The sequence below is a fragment of the Pantoea vagans genome, from assembly GCF_004792415.1.
Classification (GTDB): domain Bacteria; phylum Pseudomonadota; class Gammaproteobacteria; order Enterobacterales; family Enterobacteriaceae; genus Pantoea; species Pantoea vagans.
Genome location: NZ_CP038853.1, coordinates 116,407 through 133,967, shown reverse-complemented (window position 1 = coordinate 133,967; position 17,561 = coordinate 116,407). Strand labels below are relative to the sequence as shown.

Here is a 17,561-nt window from a genome sequence, read left to right as displayed (position 1 = left end):
CATGTCTATGCTGCATGAAAATGCATGAGTCTCGGGCATCCCGGAACGGCAGGCAAGGCCAGCAGCGGCGCGGCTCAGAGCTAATCATGCAGGTGCATGAAAACCGCTGCATAAAGCGGGCAGGCGTGGCGGGGCTACGAGCGCGCGCAGATGGGCAGAATTGCAAAATTACTAAGCCCTACGTTTTCGACGCGAAGTTTGTTCACAACCATAAAGATTTTCTGTAGGGTAATGTATATAGGTAGGCTTTGAAGCTATAAGAACGTGGTTTCCTTTAGTATTAATATAAATGTTTGAGTTACCTTAGTTTTAGAATGAGCATACATCTGCATTAAAATCGGTTTTCGTAGTGTAACGGTCACCACTACGGACTTTTTGAGTTATAAATCAATCAAACCTCGATATCGGTCAAAATGTGACTTAACAAGATAAATAGTTAATTCCAAAAAAATAAAAAGGAAAATATATGGAGCAACTTTCCTATACGCATAGCAACCTCTATGACTGCATCACATACACTGACCTAATGGAAGATAAGACTTTAATTGATTACTCCAATAGGATCGCCGCATCATTAAGCGCTCAATCAAAGGCAGCAGCAAAGCTTTTCCTAGACAATGGAATAAAAGAGATAAGCATAGCCGGAAAGAAAGGGGTTAAATATAGCAACATCGAAGATAAGCTTATATCAAAACTGCTGGTTAAAAACATAAAAAAAGGCTACAGAATCAGAAAGGTCAACAGGCACGAAATTATAAAGAACCTCATAACGCATTTGAAAGATGGAAGCCCTTACAATATAACTCGCCTTGATATAAGAAGCTTCTACGAAAGCATAGATTTTAATTTTCTTCTCGAGAAAATAACATCAGAAGGCAGAATATCAAGATATAACCTCAATCTTCTTTATAAATACAAAGAATCCTTGAGCAGCAAAAACATACAAGGATTACCAAGGGGAGTAAGCTTAAGCGCCACACTTGCTGAGCTTTGCTTACAGGATATAGATTCTTATTTCCTCAAAAGAAAAGACGTTTTCTTCTATTCACGATTCGTTGATGACATTTTAATTTTGCATCATGGCGATAAAATAACCAAGCAAATTATCATAGACTATTTTTTTGAAAAATTACCAAAAAACCTTAAATTGCATGATAAAGATAAATTAGCATTTCTCAATGTTTCGCGCGCCAGAGACTGCTCGGAAAAAATTCAATTACAATCAGAGCAGCCTTTTAAAATGGACTTTCTAGGCTACGAGTTCAAAATCTATAATGTATATGATAATAACGACTTTACATTTTCAAACAATAACAGAAAAGTGCAGGTTGACTTATCTAGCACGAAGATAGTCAAAATAAAGAAAAGAATAATAAAATCGTTCTTGTCCTATATTGGAAGCAATCAATCTCAGACGGACTTTGATTTACTAAATGATCGGATAAAATTTATAACAGGGAACTACCCGATCAAAGATCCGAGTTCGGGTATTAAAATAAACTCTGGTATATTTTATAATTACCAGCACAAAAACTCGTCATTAAATTGCGCCCTTGAAAATTTAGATAATTTCTTACGAAGTATATTATTTTCTAAACAAAACAAATTATACAAAAGATTATCAACATGCATTTCTATAAAACAAAAAAGAGAATTATGTAAGCTAAATTTTAAAAATGGATTCTACTTAGTGCGATTCCATACTTTTAATTATACTCGACTGAAACAAATTAAGGAATGTTGGAAATGAAGAGAACTTCTAAACAAGTTAAAAGGAAAGATTTTCTGAGGGTGATTCTTACAGAAACTTCGCCTTATGAGGTTCCCGCAATTTTTTCAAACTTGGGATTTTACAATAACATTTCTTATCACAATAAAAACAAAGTTGAAAACAGCATACTTTCTTTTCTTTTTGAAAAAAATCTTAACGAAGATTATACTGTCCCGCTTACCTATAAGATAAAAAAAGACATTGATTCATCGCGAGTATTATCACTAATACATCCGCGTAGCCAGATTTGCATTGCAGAGTTTTATGAGAATTTTTCTAATTTAATCATATCTACATGCCAAAAAAGCGATTTCAGCCTAAGGTCACCTTCGAAAATATCATCAAAATACTATATAAAAAATACAGAAATGAATGATCTTGAATATTCAAGAGGCGAGATTCAATCTGACACAGAAGAAAAAAAATACAAACATTTAGCATCTTATTTTTCATATAATAGATACACTCGCCTTTATAAATTTTTTAACTCAGAAGAATTCCTTAATTTAGAAAAAAAGTTCGACGTATTTTGCAGCTTAGATGTCGCAAAGTGCTTTGACAGCATTTACACTCATAGCATAACTTGGGCAATAAAAAACAAAGAATTCTCCAAGCAAAACCGTCAGATAAAAAACTCGTTTGGAACAATATTTGACAGGCTAATGCAATCTATTAATTATAATGAAACAGCGGGTATAATAATTGGTCCCGAAGTAAGTAGAATTTTTTCAGAGATCATTTTTCAGGATATTGACCGTGATATTGAAAACCAATTGAAAGAACTTGGCTACTCTAACGGTCGAGATTATACAATCAGAAGATATGTTGACGACATATTTGTTTTCACGTTAAATGAAAAGATCCTCAACGACATCAGAGATATAGTAGAAGATACGCTTAAAAAATATAAGCTTACAATCAATAAACAAAAAATTAGCATTACTTTCCGACCTTTTTCAACAGCAAAATCCGGGACAATCAATCAATTAAATGAAATACTAAACTCGCTAACAAGTAAATTTCTCGATCCTGAGAACCCTGAAAAGATAAAAAGAATTTATAGCAGAAGAAACACAGTAATTTCTTATCTGAACAAGATAAAATCTATGTTTGTTCTTGAAAGAGAAAACTATAATTTAGCGGCCGGCTATACTATTTCATGCTTAACAAATATTGCTATTACCATTGACAGAAAATGCAAGGCTAATATTGAATTTTTAAAATTAAATGAGCAAACCATAAGCGACTTTTTCTATGTGGCGACTGAAATAATATTTCATCTGTTTTTTATATCGCCAAGCCATAACTCCTCTATTAAAATATGCATATTCGTTGACATAATTTGCAAAAATGCAACTAAAATGATTTCTGACGATGCAAGCATGCTGAAGGGGTTAATTTTTAACTTGATACATAGTTATTTTGAAAGATGTATAGAAATTGAAAAAGGTAATAGAATAAAAAAAATAGCATTTGAAAACCTTAATCTACTGATAGCTCTTAAATTGCTGGGGGAAGATTATAGGCTTACACGGGATTTTCTAAGCTCAATATACAACATAGACACACGAACAAACTTCAGTTATTTTGAGATAATAACATTCTTTTATTATGCAGATAATGACACTCATTACAACAGCTTAAAGGATAAAATGTTTAAGCATGTAAAGTCAATTCTTGAGAATGTTACCGACATTAAAATAGATTCATTAAAATTCTATCTTATGTTGGATATAATAAACTGCCCATTTATTGAACTAAAAAAGAGGAAAGGATTAGCTTCAGAAGTCGTTAAGCTGCACCTGGGCCGTAAACCGTCAAACAAAGAAATTGATACGTATTGGAAAGAACTAGCTCGCGAATACTGGTTTGTACAATGGGATAACTTCGATTTACGTATGTTTTTAGAGAAAAAGGAATTGCTAAGCGTCTACTGATAGGATACTTTTTCGATGCCACGATGAATGGCTTCACGGTCTCATGACCGGCGGCGGTGATCCCATATACTGCTTCAACTAAGGGTGAAAGACCATCTTTGCCCTTAGTTGGCGGAAGTTCGCACACACTACACCATTCATCGTGGTTTTTTTGTACCATAGGGTGTACCAAATATTTTATAATATAGATAAATCCCATTATAAACAAAACCTTAAACTTATTTAAATATTTAGATTCAGAATATCGAGTAAGATCTTAACTCAGGTCTGAGATGAAGCGTCAGCGATGGCGCTTTGTTCATTCTCTAAGTAATGACCTTTCTTCTACATCAGCATGCAGGGTGTTCTGAGGGCGTGGCTGGCCTCGTTATTACGTAAAGATAGATAAATAATCATTTCCGGACTCTTCTGTAGTGCCTGTCTGTCACGTTTTCACTTTCAGGTCTGTCTTTTTTAATTTTCTGAATTTAAAATCTTTTTTCTGTTGTGAACCCTTTCTTCGCACCCGAAGCGCTGGTTCCATGAAACAGGTCAATCCTGTAGATTCCGCAGTTTCCCTTTCTTTGAAGGCACTTTTTGATAAAGTGTTGGTCGAAATCAGTACAGCTGTACCGCCTGGAGACTTATGGAAGTGCTCTTTATGCGATACATCCATCTATCTCATGAAGGTTGTTAATGAAAAACACCGGAAAATTTAGCAGTTCGCTGCTGCATCCGCGTTATTGGTTTACCTGGTTTGGTCTTGGTGTGCTCTGGCTTCTGGTCCAGCTTCCCTACCCTGTTCTTATGCGTCTCGGTGCCGGTGCCGGCAAAATTTCCCGTCATTTCCTGCAGCGCCGTGAGCGAATCACCCGTCGTAACATTGAGCTCTGCTTTCCTGGCATCAGTGAAGAAAAAACAGAACATATGATTGCCGGTAATTTTGCGTCGTTAGGCATGGCGCTGGCTGAAACCGGTATTGCCTGGTTCTGGTCTGACCGTGCGGTAAAACGTCTGTTTAAAGTGTCAGGTATGGATAATCTCCACGCTGCGCAGAATGAAAAGCGCGGTGTGATGCTGATTGGCGTGCATTTCATGTCACTGGAGCTGGGCGGCCGCATCAGCGGTCTCTGTCAGCCGATGATGGCGATGTATCGCCCGCACAACAATCAGGCAATGGAATATGTGCAGACTAAAGGCCGGATGCGCTCAAACAAAGCGATGATCGACCGCCGCGATCTGCGCGGCATGGTTAATGCTCTGAAACAGGGTGAATCGGTCTGGTTTGCGCCGGACCAGGATTACGGCCCGAAAGGCAGCACCTTTGCGCCACTGTTTGCGGTAGAAAAAGCGGCCACCACCAACGGCACTTTTGTGCTGTCGCGTCTGGCGAAGCCAGCGATGGTGCCGATTATGCTGATTCGTAATGCAGATAATGATGGCTACCATCTGATCATTGAGCCGATGCTGGAAAATTATCCTCATACGGACGAGGCTGCTGCTGCAGCTTATATGAATAAAGTGATCGAGAATCAGATTCTGCGCGCACCAGAACAATATCTTTGGCTGCATCGCCGATTCAAAACCCGTCCGCCGGGTGAACAATCACTCTATGTCTGAGTAAACAGATAAAGCAGGCACCGCGCCTGCTTTTTTTATTCTGCTAATCCCGTCTGCTTAAATATCCTCTCCAGTTCATCCATGTGCTGCATCCTCTATCCCGGGTTAACACCCGCTTTAATTTTGCTGGTCAGCGCCTCTTCCCCGGCCACCAGGCTGGTATCAGAAAGTTAATTAAGGAATGATGAATCCTCTTACCTCGTTAAAGCCGGATAAGCTTATGGATATCAACGATACACAGCAGTGGCAGAGGCCGCTGATTGATGACCGCCTTACGCCCTATATTGAAGTGGATGCAGAGCGGCTGGAGCAGAACCTGCAGCATATGCAGCGCAAAGCCAGTGCGGCAGGCGTCGCGCTGCGTCCGCATATCAAAACACATAAAAGCGTCTGGATTGCTCAGCGTCAGCTTGAATATGGTGCTCAGGGTGTCACGGTCTCTAAACCCAGCGAAGGTATCAGCTTTATTCAGGGGGGCGTTCGCGATCTGCTGTTAGCCTACCCGGTTGTGCAACCACAATGCGTAGCTGAGTTGCTGCGTCTCGCCGTGCTTCATCAGGCAAAACTTACCCTGATCGCGGACAGGCTGCAGGGTGTGGCAGCGATTGCAGATGCGTGGCAGCAACAGCCAGACTGCACGCTGGCGGTGGCGATTAAGGTGGATGTTGGATTACACCGGATTGGTGTTAATCCTGATAGTGATGAAGCCGTGCTGATTGCTCAGGCGCTGCGGGACAGAGGCATACGCTTTGCCGGAATAGTGTCGCATGCCGGTCACGCTTATGGTGCCGGTAATGCCGCGGCTATTGTTGATGTTGCCAGGCAGGAAACCGTATTGATGCAGCAGCTTCAGGCAAGACTGCAGGCTGCGGGATTTACAGACTGCCCGCTCTCTGTGGGTTCAACGCCTACGGCCCTGGCAGCCGAGGTTGCGCCCGGCATCAGTGAAATCCGGCCTGGCAACTATGCACTGCTGGACCTTACCGCCTGTCGCCTCGGGCTAAGTCACGTCGACCAACTGGCAATGAGCGTCATTACCCGTGTGGTAGCGGTAAACGATCATTTCGCAATTGTGGATGCCGGATCGAAAATGCTGAGTTCGGATAAAGGGCCACACGGCACTAATGCCAGCGGCTTTGGTGTTGCAGCCGACGAAGCGGGCCACACGTATGAGGTGACAAAGTTATCTGAGGAGCATGGTTTTCTGCTTTATCAGGATCGCCGTCCTGAAGTCGGCACGCTGCTTCGCATCTTCCCGAATCACAGCTGCGCAGTGATGGCGCAGTCGGATGGCTTTGTTCTGCGTCGCGCCAGTGGGCATAGCGAAGAGCACGCAGTTTCTGCACGCGGCAATTTCATCTGAGTCAGTGGCAGACAGCCTCATCCGTTGTCTGCCGTTTGTACGAAACCCTCTCAACACCACACTTCTGCTGTTACAACGTATTAACGAGCCTTACCCCATGCTTTAATGCTTTTTTAGCTTATCCTTTGGAGGTTATATGCTCTCCTCGCGCACGCTGAGCCTGACGATTCCGCGTCACTGGTTAGATCTTTATGAAACCATCTGGAAGCCGGAATTTTTTCCAAAGTGGGCGTCCGGGCTGACGAATAGTGCATTAGAACCTGATGGCAATCGCTGGCGTGCTAAAGGCCCTCAGGGAAACGTAAAGCTCCGGTTCTCGCCACATAATCCGTTTGGCGTAATGGATCACTGGATTGACAGTGGTTCAGGAAAGGAAATCTATGTACCGATGCGCGTGATAGCCAACGAGCAGGGTGCCGAGGTAATGGTAACGGTTTACCGCCAGCCATTTACTTCAGATGATAGATTTAAGCAGGATATTGAATGGGTTAGCAACGATCTTGAGAAGCTTAACCAGCTTCTGACACAGTAAATCAATGACTTAGCTCGATTTTTTCTCTGTACTTATCACTGGCTGTTTATGAAAAAAAACAGAAAAACTTCCGATGATAAAGCATAAAGCGTTTATCTGATTGCATGCCCCTTCTGCACGTTTATCACCAACCCTGCTTAAGCATTGTTGCCAGGAAAATTCCTGGCAAAAGTGCCTGACAGGCAGGCTATCCCCGCTGATTTCAGGCATCTTCATCTGCTGTGTAAACAATTTCGCTAAAACACATACATTAATCATCAACAATCGTTTATTACTCTCGTACTGGAGATTTAATATTTATCATGCATGAAGTGAAACCATTTATTTCTGCGGTCGCGTAATCAGACTTTTCTTATGGTGTTAAATTAAATAAAACAATGTATAAATCATTCCACACACAGCAATACCCATAATGATAAAGCAGGAAAAAAGTCATGGACCGCTCTGCGTATCCTTTGTTATCAGAAAAAGAATTCGTTGAGATTGCCGCAAGGATGCTGGCAGGAGAATATAAAACTACAACAGGATTTATTCGTGATCTGGCGGAATTCTTATTCGCTGCAGGGGATTCCGCCATGACACGAAACAGAGAATTTACCAGGGATATCTGTTTTTTATCCGGGCACTATTTGATTGAATCCATAATAACATGGCAAGCTTGGAAAGGGTTTTCAGGACTCCGGCCGGAAAAAATGCACTAACCAACGGTGTCACAGCAACCTCTCATTGCTGTTACACAACGATTTAATTCTCACAGAGTCAATGAACTCTAACGAGTATATTATGGCAATACGTGAAAGCAGTCTTAATAGCGCAAAGTGGTCTCTGCTCTCTTCAATCAAAATTATTGGCATCGGCGTACTGCAGCTTTCGTTGCTGGCGCAGATTCTGCAGGCGAATGAACTGAACCTGCTGGCGATCGCCGTGATAGCTTTACTGGCTATCGATACGCTGGCCGATCGCGGCTTCTCAAATAAGCTGATCCGCCGCTGTATGCTCTCTATCAACGACCTCTCCACGATCTACTGGGGTAATATGTTGATGGGTGTCGCGGTGTTTGGTCTGTTATTTACGGGCAGTCATCTGCTGAATAGTCTGTTTGGTCAACCTGAACTGGCGTTAATGCTGCAGATGGTCTCAGTGGTGTTTATTATCATCCCGCAGGGTCAGCATTACCGTGCGATATTACAGCGCGAAAAACAATATACCCGTATCGCTTTTGCTGAAACCTCATCAGTATTAGCCGGTCTTGCCGTCACTTTATTTACCGTCTGGCTGACACCTTCAGTATTGTGTGCGATCTGGGGTTACCTGGCGATGGCATCTATTCGTATGCTGATTTACTGCTACTATGGTCGTTCATGGTTCCAGCCGGAATACCATTTTAGCCTGAAAGCCTTTTCTAAAATTCGTGCAAGAAACAAATAATAAAATAAGTCTGTATGGTGGGCTCTGAGCATCCGAAACGATGCGTTGGCGTGCTGTTAACCAGCACGCCTTTTCTTTTTATTAAGCCTGTTGCTTTATTTCTCTGATCGATTCCCTTCTTTATCTGCCGTATCCAGCCTTTTTACCTCATTTATAAACTGACTTACCTCTAGCCGTTGTCTGGCGTTCATGGTCGGTTAATATCCGCCCGTCCGGAACCGCAAAACAGCGGGCCGCAACGCACAAACCTTCTGCAGACTGTTTCTTCTCAGATTTAAACAGGCACTCACCGCAGGCTCTGCGCAGAAAAGTCTTTCTATACGGACGCCAGGACTGGCTGGTATACACTGCGCTTATCCCGGACGCCGATCGCCTGAAAATCTCTGTCGCCGTCTTTCAGGCAAAGGCGTCGCCTTGCCGCCGTTTTACCGGAGTCTGCTATGTTACTGACCGTTCTCTACATCATTGGTATTACTGCTGAAGCCATGACCGGTGCGCTGGCGGCAGGCCGCCGCAAAATGGATCTGTTCGGTGTCATTATTATCGCGTCAGTGACTGCCATCGGCGGTGGTTCGGTGCGCGACATCCTGCTGGGTCACTACCCGCTGGGCTGGGTTAAAAATCCCGAATACATCATGATTGTGGCAGCAGCAGCGGTCATCACCACTTTCCTGGCACCACTGATGACACATCTGCGCAAAGTGTTCCTGGTGCTTGATGCGCTGGGACTGGTGGTTTTTTCCATTATCGGCGCGCAGGTTGCGCTCGATTCCGGACATGCCATGATTATTGCCGCAATAAGCGCGGTCATTACCGGCGTCTTCGGTGGCGTACTGCGTGACATGTTCTGTAATCGCATTCCGCTGGTGTTTCAGAAGGAGCTTTACGCCGGTATCGCCTTCGCCTCAGGCTGGATCTATATCCTGCTGCTGAAAACTACGCTGGCACATGAAGCGGTGATTATTATTACCCTGCTATTTGGATTCTTTGCCCGTTTGCTGGCGCTGCGCTTCCGCCTCGGATTGCCAATTTTCAACTATCCCCATCCCGAGCATTGAGGAAGAAGGTGTGCCCTGCTGCTGCAGGAACGCGATCAGCGCCTGCACACGGGCATCATGGAACTGCGTAACCAGGCGCTTTGCCAGCGCAGCGCCAACGCCCGGTAGCGCCTGCCAGCCCGCCACATCCCGCTGCATTAAGCTCTCCCACTGCTGATCGGGTAGCGCCCTCAGGGCTTTCCGCGGCAGTGAAATACCTAAGGCATCCACCCAGCGACGAAACGGCTGCTGACGGGTGAGATTAAAACGGTGCCAGAGCTGACCTGCCCGTTCCGGAGAGAAGCCCGTTGCGTCAGCGATCTGTTCCGGTGTTAACGTCAGCCAGCCGAACAGATGCGTCATACTGCGGGTTTCCAGTAAGCGCAGCCAGGTGCTGCGCTCAACACCCGGAATATTCAGCACCGTTTTCTGACTGAGCCAGCGTAATTTTGCCAGTAACTGCTTCTGGCACTCCGCACTAAAGGTGTAACAGCTTAGCGGCGTGTAATGCGACGCGTCGGGAGGCTGAGGATAGTCGCGCTCTGCCACCCGCCATATCACCCGCTCCAGCCGGGGAATCCCCTGACCCGCCAGACTCAGCGTAATCACATCACCCGCCACAATATCGCTTTCCTGCCAGCGACGCAGGGATCCGACATTGACCCGCCTGACGGTCTTGTCATCCAGCTGCACCGGCTGCAGATTAAGGACGGCAGCTATTTTCCCGGTTCGGCCAACCGGAAAATCAACGGAGAGCACTTCAGCGCTGACTTCAGGAGGCTGATACTTCCAGGCAACAGCGCAGGTTCCCTCTCCCGGCAGCCAGTTTTTTCCCGCAGGACGAAGACTCTGATGAACCACCACACCGTCAGTGACAAAGGGCAGCGCAGCATGGAACCAGCGATCCCGCCAGGCGGCGACCTCCTCTTCATCTTTAACGCTGTGACTCCATTTTGCCGCAACGCCCAGTCCCCAGCGGCTGAGTTGCTCAAGGCGTTCCGTCATGGTTGCCGGGCCATCTGGCCAGGCCCAGATGAAAACATCGAGCGAATTCAGCAAGGGAACCCGTTGCTTGCTCATCATGGCCCCGGCCACCTGTGCGCGAGCATTTTTACCGCCATCAACGGCCTGTTGATGATCGGTCATCGACAGAAATAGCTCACCCTGCAGCACAACCTCGTTGAGTCGGGTCTCGATATTCAGCGGAATCGCCGGGATCCAGGCGGCTTTAGCCAGCCACTCTTCACCGCGCAATCCATCGCCACGACTCAGCAGCGAGACCAGCCTGCCCTGGCGATACACCAGTGAAACGGCGATGCCATCGACTTTTGGCTGCACCCAGAGATCGCGTCGCCCCTGCATCCAGTAAGCCAGCGCCAGTTTGTCGCGCATCTTTTTTACGCCAGTATGGGCGACCGGATGCAATGACGTGCCATTACCCGGCAGTTGTGGGGCGTAAGCTGGCTGATAAGGGCTAAAGCAGTGCTGCCACTGAATGAGTCGCTGCTGAAGAGCATCATAATCCGCATCCGCCACCGGACTCTGCCCCTGGCGATAGTAAGCGTCATCCCAGTGTTGCAGTTGCTGTTGCAGGCGGCGGATCTCTTCCGTCGCCCGGTTCGGTGTCCAGACCGGACAAACGGCGCTATGCACAGGCCATATAACGATCCACAAAATAGCCGCAAACAGTGGCCAGCCGAATCCTTTCATACTCTTTCCCCTGACGTTTTTCGGTATTCAATATCAATGCTTTGGCGTCAGCCAGAAACGATGTCCGGTTCAGGAAGGGATATCGTGGCAATAAAGGATTAGTTGCAGCGGCCTGACAGACATTTGCGCGAAGAGACGCAAAAGTTGGCTGTTGCCGCTGCGCAAACGCTGCGTGGCAGCGGGAAGCTGTGTATACTGTGCAGGAAATCGACTCCGCTTTTAATCAATTCAAGAAAACCATGGCTCAAGGCACGCTCTATATTGTTTCTGCACCCAGCGGCGCAGGGAAATCCAGCCTGATTCAGGCACTGTTAAAGACCCAGCCGTTGTATGATACGCAGGTCTCTGTTTCGCACACGACGCGCGGCATGCGTCCGGGTGAAGCCCATGGCGAACACTATTTTTTCGTTGAGAAACATGAATTTGAGCGGATGATCGCGGAAGATGCTTTCCTCGAACACGCTAAAGTTTTCGACAACTATTACGGTACGTCGCGCCATGCTATTGAGCAGGTGCTGGCAACCGGCGTTGATGTGTTTCTCGACATCGACTGGCAGGGCGCGCAGCAAATCCGCGCCAGAATGCCAGGCGCACGCAGCATCTTCGTTTTACCGCCGTCGAAAGAAGAGCTCGATCGCCGTCTGCGCGGTCGTGGTCAGGACAGCGAAGAGGTCATCACGCGTCGTATGGCGCAGGCAGTAGCGGAAATGAGCCACTACGCCGAGTATGACTATTTAATTGTGAATGATGATTTCGATCTGGCGCTGTCCGATCTGAAAACCATTATTCGCGCCGAACGTCTGCGTATGGCGCGCCAGAAGGCGCGTCACGATGCTTTAATCAGCAAACTGTTGGCAGTCTGAATACAGTTTCAGTATGATGCGCAGTCATTTCTTCATCTGTGGAGTAGCACACCTATGGCACGCGTAACCGTTCAGGACGCAGTAGAAAAAGTTGGTAATCGTTTTGACCTGGTGTTGGTCGCTGCACGTCGTGCACGTCAGATGCAGGTTGGCGGCAAAGATCCGCTGGTTCCGGAAGAGAACGACAAGCCTACCGTTATCGCTCTGCGCGAAATCGAAGAAGGTCTGGTCACCAATCAGATTTTAGATGTGCGTGACCGTCAGGAACAGCAAGAGCAGGAAGCCGCTGAGTTACAGGCCGTTACCGCTATCGCTGAAGGTCGTCGTTAACAGCCACCTGCAGGTCGCCCTTGTATCTGTTTGAAAGTCTCAATCAACTGATTGAAAAATACTTGCCAGAGGAGCAGATCAAGCGCCTCCAGCAAGCCTACCTTGTCGCACGTGATGCCCACGAGGGACAGACACGCTCCAGCGGTGAGCCTTATATCACCCATCCGGTTGCTGTGGCCTGTATTCTGGCGGAAATGAAGCTCGACCATGAAACCCTCATGGCCGCGCTGCTGCATGACGTGATCGAAGATACGCCAGCTACTTATCAGGACATGGAACAGCTGTTCGGTAAAAGCGTGGCGGAGCTGGTCGAAGGCGTTTCCAAGCTGGATAAGCTGAAATTCCGCGACAAGAAAGAAGCGCAGGCAGAGAACTTCCGCAAGATGATTATGGCGATGGTGCAGGATATCCGCGTCATTCTCATCAAGCTGGCTGACCGCACCCACAATATGCGCACCCTGGGGTCATTACGTCCGGACAAACGTCGCCGCATCGCACTGGAAACGTTAGAGATTTACAGTCCGCTGGCGCATCGCCTGGGTATTCACCATCTTAAAACGGAGCTGGAAGAGCTCGGTTTTGAGGCTCTCTACCCGAACCGCTATCGGGTGATTAAAGAGGTGGTGAAAGCCGCGCGCGGTAATCGTAAAGAGATGATCCAGAAGATTCTTTCTGAGATCGATGGCCGTCTGCAGGAAGCGGGCATTCCCTGCCGCGTCAGCGGTCGTGAAAAGCATCTTTACTCGATCTACCGCAAAATGACGCTTAAAGAGCAGCGTTTTCACTCGATCATGGATATCTATGCCTTTCGCGTCATCGTGAAAGATCTGGATACCTGCTATCGCGTTCTGGGCCAGATGCACAGCTTGTATAAGCCGCGTCCGGGCCGCGTAAAAGATTACATCGCCATCCCCAAAGCTAACGGCTATCAATCGCTCCATACCTCCATGATCGGTCCGCACGGCGTGCCGGTTGAAGTGCAGATTCGCACCGAGGATATGGATCAGATGGCGGAAATGGGGGTCGCTGCGCACTGGGCGTATAAACAGGCGGGCGAAAGTGGCACTACCGCACAGATTCGCGCTCAGCGCTGGCTGCAAAGCCTGCTGGAGCTGCAGCAGAGTGCGGGCAGTTCGTTTGAATTTATCGAAAGCGTGAAGTCCGATCTCTTCCCGGATGAGATCTACGTCTTTACGCCTGAAGGCCGCATTGTTGAGCTGCCAACCGGCGCGACGCCGGTGGACTTCGCCTATGCGGTTCACACCGACATCGGCCATGCCTGCGTCGGCGCACGCGTTGACCGTCAGCCTTATCCGCTGTCGCAATCCCTGACCAGCGGACAGACGATTGAGATCATCACCGCGCCAGGCGCCCGTCCCAACGCCGCCTGGCTCAACTTTGTCGTCAGCTCCAAAGCCCGCGCCAAAATTCGCCAGCTGCTGAAAAACCTCAAGCGTGAAGACTCGGTTAATCTGGGTCGCCGTCTGCTCAGCCATGCGCTGGGCGGCAGCCGTAAACTGGCGGAGATCCCGGCGGAGAACATCCGGCAGGAGCTGGACCGTATGAAGCTGACCTCGCTTGACGATCTGCTGGCGGAAATTGGTCTGGGCAATGCGATGAGCGTGGTCGTGGCGAAGAACCTGCTGCAGGCAGACAGCAAGACCATCAGCAGTAACAGTAAGCGCGGTAAGCTGCCGATCAAAGGCGCTGATGGCGTGTTGATTACGTTCGCTAAATGCTGCCGACCGATTCCCGGTGATCCGATTGTTGCTCATGTCAGCCCTGGCAAAGGACTGGTGGTGCATCATGAATCCTGTCGCAATATCCGCGGCTACCAGAAAGAGCCGGAAAAATTCATGCCGGTCGAGTGGGATAAAGTCACCGAGCAGGAGTTCGTGGCAGAAATCAAAGTCGACATGTTCAACCATCAGGGCGCACTGGCGAACCTGACGGCAGCAATCAACACGGCCGGTTCCAATATTCAGAGCCTGAATACCGAAGAGCGTGATGGCCGCGTCTACAGCGCCTTTATCCGCCTGACCGCACGCGACCGTGTCCATCTGGCGAATATCATGCGTAAAATTCGCGTGATGCCGGATGTGATCAAAGTCCACCGTAACCGTAATTAGGCATGAACGATCAACGTTTTGCCCGGATTCAGGCGATGCTGGCACTGCGCCAGCACGACCTTACGGTCTGTATGGAGCAGGTGCATAAGCCGCACAATGTGTCTGCGGTGATCCGCACGGCCGACGCAGTCGGCATCCAAGAAGTGCATGCTGTCTGGCCCAGCCAGCGGATGCGCACCCAGGCTTCCGCGTCTGCCGGAAGCAACAGCTGGGTGAAAGTGGTTACCCATCCCACCATCGGCGACGCTGTAAAACAGCTTAAACAGCAGAAGATGCAGGTTCTGGCGACCCATCTTTCTGACGATGCCGTGGATTTCCGTGAAATCGATTATACCCTTCCCACCTGCATCCTGATGGGACAGGAAAAAACCGGCATTACCGAAGAAGCACTGGCGCTGGCCGACCGGAAGATCGTGATTCCCATGGTAGGCATGGTGCAGTCGCTGAATGTCTCAGTCGCCTGTGCGCTGATCCTCTATGAAGCGCAGCGGCAGCGACAAAATGCCGGTCTTTACCTGCGCGATTACAGCCTGCTGGACGACGATGAGCAGCAACGTCTGCTGTTTGAAGGCGGATTCCCGGTGCTGGCGCGGGTCGCAAAGCAGAAGGGTTTACCCTATCCGCGCATCGATGCGCAGGGCGAAGTCGACGCCGATCCCAGCTGGTGGGCAACCATGCAATCGACCGGTAAAAAAAGATGAAAGGCCGTCTGCTGGATGCCATCCCGCTCAGTACCCTGACCGGCGTCGGTGCCAGCCAGGCAGCAAAACTGGCCAAAATTGACCTGCATACCATTCAGGATCTCCTGCTTCATCTCCCGCTACGCTACGAAGATCGCACCCAGCTCTATGCCATTGATGATCTGCTGCCCGGTATCTGGGCAACCGTAGAAGGCGAAGTGCTGCACACTGACATCACCTTTGGTCGCCGCCGGATGATGGTGTGCCAGATCAGCGATGGCAGTGGTGTCCTGACGATGCGCTTCTTCAACTTCAATGCCGGCATGAAGAATAACCTGTCGCCAGGCCGTCGCGTCACTGCCTATGGCGAGATTAAGCGCGGTCAGCGCGGCGCCGAGATTATTCATCCTGAATACCGCATCCAGGGCGAACAGAGCAATGTGGCGCTGGAGGAGACCTTAACGCCGGTTTATCCCACCACCGAAGGCATCCGACAGGCCACGCTACGTAATCTTACCGACCAGGCGCTGACGCTGCTGGAGAGCTGCCCGATTGCCGAGCTGCTGCCGCAGGAACTGAGCGGCGGTTTAATCAGCCTGCCCGATGCGCTGCGCACGCTGCATCGTCCACCGCCCGATCTTCGACTCAGTGAGCTGGAAAGTGGCCGTCATCCGGCGCAACGCAGACTGATTCTGGAAGAGCTGCTGGCGCACAACCTCAGCATGCTGGCGGTACGCGCCGGTGCTCAGCGCTATTACGCGTTACCGATGCCGCCGCGGCACAACCTTAGCGATCAGCTGCTTGCCGCGCTGCACTTCTCACCGACCAATGCGCAGAAACGCGTGGTAGCGGAGATAGAGAAAGACCTGGCTAATGATTTCCCGATGATGCGGCTGGTGCAGGGCGATGTCGGCTCGGGCAAGACACTGGTAGCCGCGCTCTCTGCGCTAAATGTTATCGCCCATGGTAAGCAGGTTGCGCTGATGGCGCCGACCGAACTGCTGGCGGAACAGCACGCCAGTAACTTCCGTCAGTGGTTTGCGCCGCTGGGCATTGAAGTGGGCTGGCTGGCCGGAAAACAGAAAGGCAAAGCCCGCCAGGCACAGCAGGAAGCCATAGCCAGCGGTCAGGTGGCAATGGTCGTGGGCACACACGCGCTGTTTCAGGAGCAGGTGCAGTTCAACGGTCTGGCGCTGGTCATTATTGATGAGCAGCACCGGTTCGGCGTCCACCAGCGACTGGCCTTGTGGGAAAAAGGCGAGGAGCAGGGTTTCCATCCGCATCAGCTGATCATGACCGCTACCCCGATCCCGCGCACCCTGGCGATGACCGCGTATGCCGACCTTGATACCTCAACCATCGATGAGCTGCCGCCGGGACGTACTCCGGTGACCACCGTGGCGATCCCCGATACCCGACGCGATGAGATTATGGCGCGGGTTGAGCATGCCTGCCGCGAAGGGCGTCAGGCTTACTGGGTCTGCACCCTGATTGAAGAGTCCGAACTGCTGGAAGCGCAGGCGGCAGAGGCCAGCTGGGAATCCCTGAAAACCGCGCTGCCCGACTTAAATATCGGACTGGTGCATGGCCGGATGAAGCCCGCGGAAAAACAGGCGGTGATGCAGGCCTTTAAAGCGAATGAACTGCAGCTGCTGGTGGCCACGACAGTCATCGAGGTCGGCGTTGACGTGCCGAATGCCAGCCTGATGATTATCGAAAACCCGGAGCGGTTAGGGCTGGCGCAGCTGCATCAGCTGCGGGGCCGTGTAGGTCGTGGTGCCGTGGCATCGCACTGTGTGCTGCTCTATAAAGCGCCACTGAGCAAGACGGCGCAGAAGCGTCTTCAGGTGCTGCGTGACAGCAATGACGGCTTCGTCATTGCTCAGTTCGATCTGGAGATTCGCGGGCCGGGTGAGCTGCTGGGCACGCGTCAGACCGGCAACGCGGAATTCAAAGTAGCCGACCTGCTACGCGATGCCGCAATGGTGCCGGAAGTTCAGCGTGTGGCGCGCCACATCCACCAGCACTATCCCGAGCAGGCCAGCGCCCTGATTGAACGCTGGCTGCCAGAGAACACCCGTTATACCAACGTCTGATTGATCTCCATCTAAGTCGGCCTTTTTTATCCTCGCCGGGCAAACGATTGCTTTTGCCCGACGGATGATTACAATCGCCACACTAT

Annotated in this window: 15 protein-coding genes; 13 read left to right on the top strand and 2 right to left on the bottom strand. The window is 49.3% G+C overall.

The features are described 5' to 3' along the window. Positions 1-466 precede the first annotated feature (466 nt). Entirely contained in the window at positions 467-1,750 is a 1,284-nt protein-coding gene (drt3a, locus tag EGO56_RS00605) for an antiviral reverse transcriptase Drt3a (protein ID WP_135907426.1), read from the top strand. Beyond that, complete coding sequence (gene drt3b, locus EGO56_RS00600; protein ID WP_167493413.1) at positions 1,747-3,708, top strand: antiviral reverse transcriptase Drt3b; 1,962 nt, start codon at positions 1,747-1,749, stop codon at positions 3,706-3,708. Before drt3a ends, drt3b begins: the two co-directional genes overlap by 4 nt. 424 nt (positions 3,709-4,132) lie before the next feature. Here drt3b and EGO56_RS00595 read toward each other — a convergent pair whose 3' ends face one another. Further along, entirely contained in the window at positions 4,133-4,363 is a 231-nt protein-coding gene (locus EGO56_RS00595) for a hypothetical protein (protein ID WP_135907424.1), read from the bottom strand. A gap of 20 nt (positions 4,364-4,383) precedes the next feature. Between EGO56_RS00595 and lpxP the strand changes: the two genes are divergently transcribed. From lpxP to EGO56_RS00565, 6 genes are all read left to right on the top strand, one after another. Continuing rightward, a complete protein-coding gene (gene lpxP / locus EGO56_RS00590; RefSeq protein ID WP_033734527.1) occupies positions 4,384-5,307 on the top strand; it encodes a kdo(2)-lipid IV(A) palmitoleoyltransferase in 924 nt (307 codons plus the stop codon). 220 nt (positions 5,308-5,527) lie between these two features. Beyond that, positions 5,528-6,670 (top strand): alanine racemase, encoded by a 1,143-nt coding sequence (locus EGO56_RS00585; protein WP_135907423.1) that lies wholly within the window; start codon positions 5,528-5,530, stop codon positions 6,668-6,670. 136 nt (positions 6,671-6,806) lie between these two features. Further along, positions 6,807-7,202: a polyketide cyclase gene (locus tag EGO56_RS00580; protein ID WP_135907422.1), complete on the top strand. Its 396-nt coding sequence runs from the start codon at positions 6,807-6,809 to the stop codon at positions 7,200-7,202. Positions 7,203-7,636: 434 nt separating this feature from the next. Next, positions 7,637-7,903, top strand: coding sequence for a hypothetical protein (locus EGO56_RS00575; RefSeq protein ID WP_135907421.1), 267 nt, complete (start codon positions 7,637-7,639; stop codon positions 7,901-7,903). Positions 7,904-7,985: 82 nt separating this feature from the next. After that, entirely contained in the window at positions 7,986-8,630 is a 645-nt protein-coding gene (locus EGO56_RS00570; RefSeq protein WP_041457277.1) for an oligosaccharide flippase family protein, read from the top strand. 440 nt (positions 8,631-9,070) lie between these two features. Continuing rightward, positions 9,071-9,688: a trimeric intracellular cation channel family protein gene (locus EGO56_RS00565; RefSeq protein ID WP_013359520.1), complete on the top strand. Its 618-nt coding sequence runs from the start codon at positions 9,071-9,073 to the stop codon at positions 9,686-9,688. Here EGO56_RS00565 and ligB read toward each other — a convergent pair. After that, positions 9,605-11,377, bottom strand: a complete 1,773-nt coding sequence (ligB, locus tag EGO56_RS00560; RefSeq protein WP_135907420.1) for an NAD-dependent DNA ligase LigB — start codon at positions 11,375-11,377, stop codon at positions 9,605-9,607. The genes EGO56_RS00565 and ligB overlap by 84 nt on opposite strands. A 239-nt stretch (positions 11,378-11,616) precedes the next feature. On the opposite strand from ligB, the gene gmk reads away from it, so the two are divergent. From gmk to recG, 5 genes are read left to right on the top strand one after another with little or no spacing between them, the layout of a single operon-like run. Beyond that, positions 11,617-12,240, top strand: coding sequence for a guanylate kinase (gene gmk, locus EGO56_RS00555; RefSeq protein ID WP_033734537.1), 624 nt, complete (start codon positions 11,617-11,619; stop codon positions 12,238-12,240). Positions 12,241-12,294: 54 nt separating this feature from the next. Beyond that, positions 12,295-12,570, top strand: coding sequence for a DNA-directed RNA polymerase subunit omega (gene rpoZ, locus EGO56_RS00550; RefSeq protein ID WP_003851346.1), 276 nt, complete (start codon positions 12,295-12,297; stop codon positions 12,568-12,570). 20 nt (positions 12,571-12,590) lie between these two features. Further along, on the top strand, positions 12,591-14,699 hold the full coding sequence (gene spoT / locus EGO56_RS00545) for a bifunctional GTP diphosphokinase/guanosine-3',5'-bis pyrophosphate 3'-pyrophosphohydrolase (RefSeq protein WP_013359523.1): 2,109 nt from the start codon (positions 12,591-12,593) through the stop codon (positions 14,697-14,699). Positions 14,700-14,701: 2 nt separating this feature from the next. After that, positions 14,702-15,400, top strand: coding sequence for a tRNA (guanosine(18)-2'-O)-methyltransferase TrmH (trmH, locus tag EGO56_RS00540; RefSeq protein WP_135907419.1), 699 nt, complete (start codon positions 14,702-14,704; stop codon positions 15,398-15,400). Then, complete coding sequence (gene recG, locus EGO56_RS00535) at positions 15,397-17,475, top strand: ATP-dependent DNA helicase RecG (protein ID WP_135907418.1); 2,079 nt, start codon at positions 15,397-15,399, stop codon at positions 17,473-17,475. The genes trmH and recG overlap by 4 nt, the downstream gene beginning before the upstream one ends. Positions 17,476-17,561: the final 86 nt, after the last annotated feature.

Coding starts and splice junctions, on each gene's coding strand:
- gmk (WP_033734537.1), top strand. CDS start 11,617: ATGGCTCAAGGCACGCTCTATATTGTTTCTGCACCCAGCGGCGCAGGG.
- trmH (WP_135907419.1), top strand. CDS start 14,702: ATGAACGATCAACGTTTTGCCCGGATTCAGGCGATGCTGGCACTGCGC.
- drt3a (WP_135907426.1), top strand. CDS start 467: ATGGAGCAACTTTCCTATACGCATAGCAACCTCTATGACTGCATCACA.
- EGO56_RS00580 (WP_135907422.1), top strand. CDS start 6,807: ATGCTCTCCTCGCGCACGCTGAGCCTGACGATTCCGCGTCACTGGTTA.
- EGO56_RS00575 (WP_135907421.1), top strand. CDS start 7,637: ATGGACCGCTCTGCGTATCCTTTGTTATCAGAAAAAGAATTCGTTGAG.
- EGO56_RS00585 (WP_135907423.1), top strand. CDS start 5,528: ATGGATATCAACGATACACAGCAGTGGCAGAGGCCGCTGATTGATGAC.
- EGO56_RS00565 (WP_013359520.1), top strand. CDS start 9,071: ATGTTACTGACCGTTCTCTACATCATTGGTATTACTGCTGAAGCCATG.
- rpoZ (WP_003851346.1), top strand. CDS start 12,295: ATGGCACGCGTAACCGTTCAGGACGCAGTAGAAAAAGTTGGTAATCGT.
- EGO56_RS00570 (WP_041457277.1), top strand. CDS start 7,986: ATGGCAATACGTGAAAGCAGTCTTAATAGCGCAAAGTGGTCTCTGCTC.
- EGO56_RS00595 (WP_135907424.1), bottom strand. CDS start 4,363: ATGGATGTATCGCATAAAGAGCACTTCCATAAGTCTCCAGGCGGTACA.
- lpxP (WP_033734527.1), top strand. CDS start 4,384: ATGAAAAACACCGGAAAATTTAGCAGTTCGCTGCTGCATCCGCGTTAT.
- drt3b (WP_167493413.1), top strand. CDS start 1,747: ATGAAGAGAACTTCTAAACAAGTTAAAAGGAAAGATTTTCTGAGGGTG.
- ligB (WP_135907420.1), bottom strand. CDS start 11,377: ATGAAAGGATTCGGCTGGCCACTGTTTGCGGCTATTTTGTGGATCGTT.
- recG (WP_135907418.1), top strand. CDS start 15,397: ATGAAAGGCCGTCTGCTGGATGCCATCCCGCTCAGTACCCTGACCGGC.